We start from the raw sequence: 5726 nt of genomic DNA, 5'->3' as shown, positions 1-5726 counted from the left end.
GTTCTAGGTTCTAGGTTCTAGGTTCTAGGTTCTAGGTTCTAGGTTAATCAGTTTAAAAACCGCTACGGGCTTTGTGCAACGAGCTAATTAATCTAGCAAAAACCATTTTCACCACCGAGGCGCTTTGCTGCACCGAAAAACCATTCGTGGCTAAAGCCAACTCCTACGTACTCTCTGTGGTGATTCTTTTACTTTAGTTACAACTGCGCGGCATAAAGCCCCGCCTATAAAAAATTTTTACCACCGAGGCGTTCGCTACATCGAGAAAAGCTAGATAAAAGTTAATTTATTAGCTCTCTAATCTCTACCTCCGTGAACTCAGTGTCCTCTGTGGTGAATTTACTTAATTTTTTACCACCGAGAACACCGAGGCGCTTTGCTGCACCGAAAAACCATTCGTGGCTAAAGCCGACTCCTACGTGTTCTTTGTGGTAAACCTTTTACTTTAATTGCAACTGCACGGCATATAGCCCCGTCTACAAAACAAGTTCTACCACCGAGGCGTTCGCTACATCGAGAAAAGCTAGATAAAAGTTAATTTATTAGCTCTCTAATCTCTACCTCCGTGAACTTAGTGTCCTCTGTGGTGAATTTACTTAATTTTTTACCACCGAGGGAACAGAGGCGCTTTGCTGCACCGAAAAACCATTCGTGGCTAAAGCCGACTACTACATGTTCTTTGTGGTGAACCTTTTACTTTTATCACAACTGCGCGGCATAAAGCCCCGTCTACATTTGAAACCAAAGGTTCTAGGTTCTAGATTTTAGGTCCTAGTCACTATCCTAGAACCTAGTTTTTTTTTAACCTTTCCCCTAGTACCTTTAACTTTTAACCTTTCTCGGTGGCAAGCCACTCGCCTACATTTGAAACCAAAGGGTTTAGGTGCTAGTTACTTCCCTAGCACCTATTTAACTTTTTTGTCGCGATATAAAATCGCTGCTACGTTTTACTTATCCGATTTATATTCGTAATTGTAGTAACCGTAATAGCCGTAAGCGTTACTGGCTTTTTTAACTACACCATTGAACACTACGCCTTTAACATCTGTGCCATTTTGTTCAAAACGATTACGGGTAAGTTCGATCTCTTTAATATGGTTTTGGCCAAAACGGGTTACCAATAATGTAGTGCCAGTATGGGCGCTAACTATTGCCGGATCGGTCACCGCTAAAATAGGTGGTGTATCAACAATTATTATATCGTATGCGCTACTTACCTCGGCAACTAACTTACTAAAGTTACTGTGCATCAGTAACTCTGATGGGTTTGGTGGTATTTGCCCACGGGTAATAACACTCAACCCTTCTACAGTGGTTGGCTTGGTTACTTGCTCAAGGTTTAAACGCCCAGACAGGTAATCACTCAAGCCATCATCCCACTTTAAGCCAAACTGGGTTTGTAAGTAGCCTTTACGCATATCGGCATCGATTATCAGTACTTTTTTACCGCTTTGTGCCAAAACTGCGGCTAAGTTAACTGATACAAATGATTTACCCACACCTGGACTTGGGCCGGAAATTGCAATTAGGTTATTTTTAGCCTCCATCATCGCAAAATGTAAACTAGTGCGTAGGCTACGTAATGCCTCAATTGATAAATCCGCAGGGTTATCAAGCGCCAAGATGGATTTAGGTTTATTCGCTTTGTTTTTAAGTGATTTACTAAAACCAGTGAGTTTATCTTGATAATCTGAGTAGGGTACGCTGGCATATACTGGCAGGCCAATTGCTTCTATCTCATTTGGATCTTCAACGCCTTTGTGCATGGCTTTTTGCACCAGCACAATTGCAACAGCTAACATACCACCTAGCATAGTAGCCATCACGACTATCAAGGCTTTTTTAGGCTTAACAGGTTTTGAGGTATTCACCTCGGCAAAATCAATAATACGTACGTTACCTACTGTACCGGCACGCACTATATCAAGCTCTTGGGTTTTGCTTAGTAATAGCGTATAAATTTGGTTACTTACTTCTACATCGCGTTTTAAGCGCAGTAACTCTTGTTGAGTCTCTGGTAAGTTACCCACTTCACCAACTAATTCTTTTTTCTGCTCATTTACAGCATTGATTTGCTCAATTAAGCCTTGGTAAGTTGGGTGGTCTTTTTTAAACTTACGGCTCATTTCTAAACGCTTTAACTCAAGCTCTTGTAGTTTTGTTTCAAGTTTAACTACTTGCTCTAATACGCCTTGCGTTTCAAGGGTGATATTGATTGACTGACGTTTAATTTGGTAATCGTTAAAACGTTGCTCGGCAAATTCAAGTTGCTTTTTAATTTCTGGTAATTGTACTTCTAAAAACTCTAGGGATTTTTGTGCTTCGGCTGAATTACGTTCAACATTACGGCGTACATAAATACCCGCCACTTTATCTAGCACTTTTTCAGCATAATGTGGTTGTTCGCTCTGTAGGCTTAGGTTAATTATGCCTGAATCTTTTCCCTTTTCACTGGCACCAATCGCAGCTTGTAAATCTAAAATCGTATTTAAGCGATCTTTACGCAGTATTGTAAATTCAGTACCGGCACGAGCATTTAAACTACGTATCGTTAAGTTAAACTTACCATTGGTTAATTCTTGTCCTACTTTACCCGCTAATATTTGCTCACCATCACCATTTAATAATGCCACAACATTATTTTTTTGTGCTACTAAAGTAAAAGCCGAACCAATCGCTGAAGGTGGTACATCGAACCTAAATACATCAATGCTCTCACCGCCCCACGCATACGAGCTAGCGCCAAAACTCGGTTCAGCTAATTCGCCGTCACTCATTGGGCTAAATTTACGAAACGCACGGCTACCTATAAACGGGAATAATTTAGGCTCTGCAACTACATCAAGGTGCAAGGTATCAACCGCTTCACCAATGACTGAGCGTGATTTTAGCAGTTCAATTTCAGTTACCGCAGCTGAAGTACTTTCAAACATGCCCGACATATCGTCAAAACCAGGCACTGAGCCACCGCTTTCTTCAACTTGGATCATCGCTGTAGCTTGGTATACTGGGGTCGAAAACACGGCATAAACCACGCCCACAACCATAAACACAGTGGTTAAAGCAATGATAAAATATTTACGATCGATCAAAGCACCAAGGAGTGCCATTAAGTCAATTTCTTGGCTTGCTTGTGTGTCTTGTCTATTTTGTTTGTTTGCTGCTAATGCAGTGGGCTGAGCATTCATGTACTAGCCTATCCTTATAAATACTTTTGCCAAGCGCTACAGGCGCTGTCGATTAATGCATAAACGTGTTCAAACGCTTCAAGACTCTGCCGATATGGATCTGGCACTTCTTTATCATCCAACCATTTACCGAGTAAAAAGGTTTTACCCCGCGCTTCGGGGTAGCGACTACACAGGTCAGTTAAGTGGCGTTGTTCCATCACTAAAATAACACTGTTTTGCGCAACTAGGCTTGATGTTAACTGCCGACCTTGATGCTCGTCCATGTTTATACCATTCGTTGCAGCAACCTGCTTTGCTGTCGCGTCGGCAGCTTTACCTTCAAGCGCGGTTAAACCAGCAGACGATACTTTGATATTTTTACCTGCTAACTTACTTTTTAATACGTATTCAGCCGTTGGGCTGCGGCAAATATTACCTGCGCATACCACTAAAATAGAATCAAACATCTTTTATTAACCCTTAATTAGTGTTGGCTACATCGTTAACAGCATCTACTGTTGATATTGATGGTAGTAATAGGCTAATTACACGGTTCCAACGAGCAAGCGGTGCCGATGTTACATATACAATATCGTGTGGCTGTAATTCAAATTGCTCAGCTAGCACTAACGCTGCTACATTTTTTGCATGCAGCTGATATACATCAGCAATAACACCATCGGTTTCAAGGTTACGTTTACGTAGCACAAACACACCATTCGCATCGGCGGTGTTTTCGTTTAGTCCACCGGAATTACTGAGTGCTTCAGCAAGGTTTAAACCGTAACGATTAACATCAACTGAGCCCGCTTTTTTAACATCTCCTAAAACAAAAACACGTTGTAAATCGTTGCGATTTACATGCACTATATCGCCATGCTGTAATAAGCGGTTTTGTGAAATATCGCCATGCGCATAAAAATCATCAAGCTTTATTACTTCTGTTTTGTCGCCGCGAGTAAACGTTACTGTGCGCCAATCCGCAGCAGCAGTTAAACCACCGGCTTGATTTAAGGCATCAATCAATGTGAGTGGAGTTTCGGTTACTGGGTATACACCTGGCTTAGTTACTTCACCTGTTACGTATGTTTTTTGGCTGCGAAAACCAACCACTTTAATGTCGATTTGCGGGTCTTCAATCACTCGGCTTAAGCGTTTAACTAACTCGCTGTGTACTTGTTGTACTGTTTTACCTGCCGCCTGAATATTCGGCGCATAAGCGTAAGTTATGGTACCGTCTGCTTGCACGCGAAAACCATCAAACTCTGCGGTACGTTGCACTGCAGCTGGTATGGTTAATTCTGGGTGATCCCACACACCAATAGTAAGTACATCACCTACACCAAGTATGTATTCGTAATTACTAACGTTTAAACCATCAAGGCTAGAAGGTGGCTTAGTTTTTTTGCGCGATTGTTTTTGCTGATAAATTAAAGATGAGTCAATAATTTGAATATTTACTTTTTCAAGGTCTTGTTCAAGGTTTTTTGTTTGTTCACCCGATTCGATTCCTTCGAAATGGCTACCGGGGATGATTGTACAACCTGTCATTGTTAGCAACGTGAGTGATGCTACAAGTGTTTTACAGCTTAGCGCCATTGTTTATTCCCAAATAATATTAAATTCTAAAACTTTCAGCTTATTTTAAATATATTGCTGTTATTTTTTGCTGGCTAATTAAAGCATGGCTATCCTTGCTTCGCAAGGTTGCTTGCACGTTTACTGTGCAAGCAGTTAACTTTTTTGTTAATATTAGTTAAAAGCTTCGGGCTTCGGGCTTATCAAGTATTTTTGATGGTTTTTATTAACTTGCCAAGCATTTTCCCAATTATTTCACATTCTTCGAGAATAAGTTCAGACTGCGTGTGACTAATATAACCCAATTCAAATGCAATCATAACCTGAGTTTTTAACTCACCTATAGAGCCTTTAGCGATACCTAAAAACCGCGCTTTTTCTTTTTCAAAATCTCTTTCAAAACCCTCTGCTATATTACTTGGCACTGAGACAGATCATCTGCACATCTGATCTTTCAAACCGTAATCACGTAAAGTTTCAAATGTACTATAAATTAATAAACTAAGCCTGAAAGCCCTTTGCCAAACTTCTAAATTTTCATATTTCATGACCAATCCATGTTGATTTGCGGCGTGCTGAAAATAATTTGACAATAAAAAATGTTTTGAAGTTTCAAAACCCATCTGTTCAATCCTAGGGCACAAACTATAAAACAACACCATACTGCTCGTATCATGATGCTCATAACCCGTAGCTTAATCAGGCACGCTTCCGCCCCTAGGTTACAGTTCCTACGTTCTGGTCAGTTTAATTCAAATTGTAAAATACAAGACCTTTCGCGGTGGCAAGCCAAACTGTTTTTACCACCGAGAGCGCAGAGATGCTTCGCAACACCGAGAAAACATTTATGAAACCCTTAGGTTAACTTATTATCCCTTCCTCTGTGATCTCGGTATTCTCTGTTGTGAATCTTTATTCTTTTCGGGCTAAAGCCGGCTCCTACGAAAACCATTTTTATCACCAAGCACTGAGTAAATC

Annotated in this window: 3 protein-coding genes and 1 pseudogene; all 4 read right to left on the bottom strand. The window is 40.7% G+C overall.

All coding sequences use genetic code 11. The features are described 5' to 3' along the window. Positions 1-947: 947 nt before the first annotated feature. Positions 948-3188 carry a polysaccharide biosynthesis tyrosine autokinase gene (locus H5232_RS16590; RefSeq protein WP_182831211.1) on the bottom strand — a complete coding sequence of 747 codons (2241 nt, stop codon included), beginning with the start codon at positions 3186-3188 and terminating at the stop codon, positions 948-950. Between the two features lie 14 nt (positions 3189-3202). Then, on the bottom strand, positions 3203-3637 hold the full coding sequence (locus tag H5232_RS16585; protein ID WP_182831210.1) for a low molecular weight protein-tyrosine-phosphatase: 435 nt from the start codon (positions 3635-3637) through the stop codon (positions 3203-3205). A 13-nt stretch (positions 3638-3650) separates the two neighbouring features. After that, positions 3651-4769: a polysaccharide export protein gene (locus tag H5232_RS16580; protein ID WP_182831209.1), complete on the bottom strand. Its 1119-nt coding sequence runs from the start codon at positions 4767-4769 to the stop codon at positions 3651-3653. A 182-nt stretch (positions 4770-4951) separates the two neighbouring features. Then, positions 4952-5296 (bottom strand): annotated as a pseudogene (locus H5232_RS16575) (four helix bundle protein). Positions 5297-5726: the final 430 nt, after the last annotated feature.

This window comes from Pseudoalteromonas sp. SG41-5 (assembly GCF_014164495.1).
Taxonomy (GTDB): domain Bacteria; phylum Pseudomonadota; class Gammaproteobacteria; order Enterobacterales; family Alteromonadaceae; genus Pseudoalteromonas; species Pseudoalteromonas rhizosphaerae.
Note: the sequence above shows the minus strand (reverse complement) of the source record. Positions and strands in the feature narration are given on the sequence as shown.

Bases quoted from the DNA above. Each gene is read 5' to 3' on its own strand.
- H5232_RS16585 (WP_182831210.1), bottom strand. From the start codon at position 3,637: ATGTTTGATTCTATTTTAGTGGTATGCGCAGGTAATATTTGCCGCAGC.
- H5232_RS16590 (WP_182831211.1), bottom strand. From the start codon at position 3,188: ATGAATGCTCAGCCCACTGCATTAGCAGCAAACAAACAAAATAGACAA.
- H5232_RS16580 (WP_182831209.1), bottom strand. From the start codon at position 4,769: ATGGCGCTAAGCTGTAAAACACTTGTAGCATCACTCACGTTGCTAACA.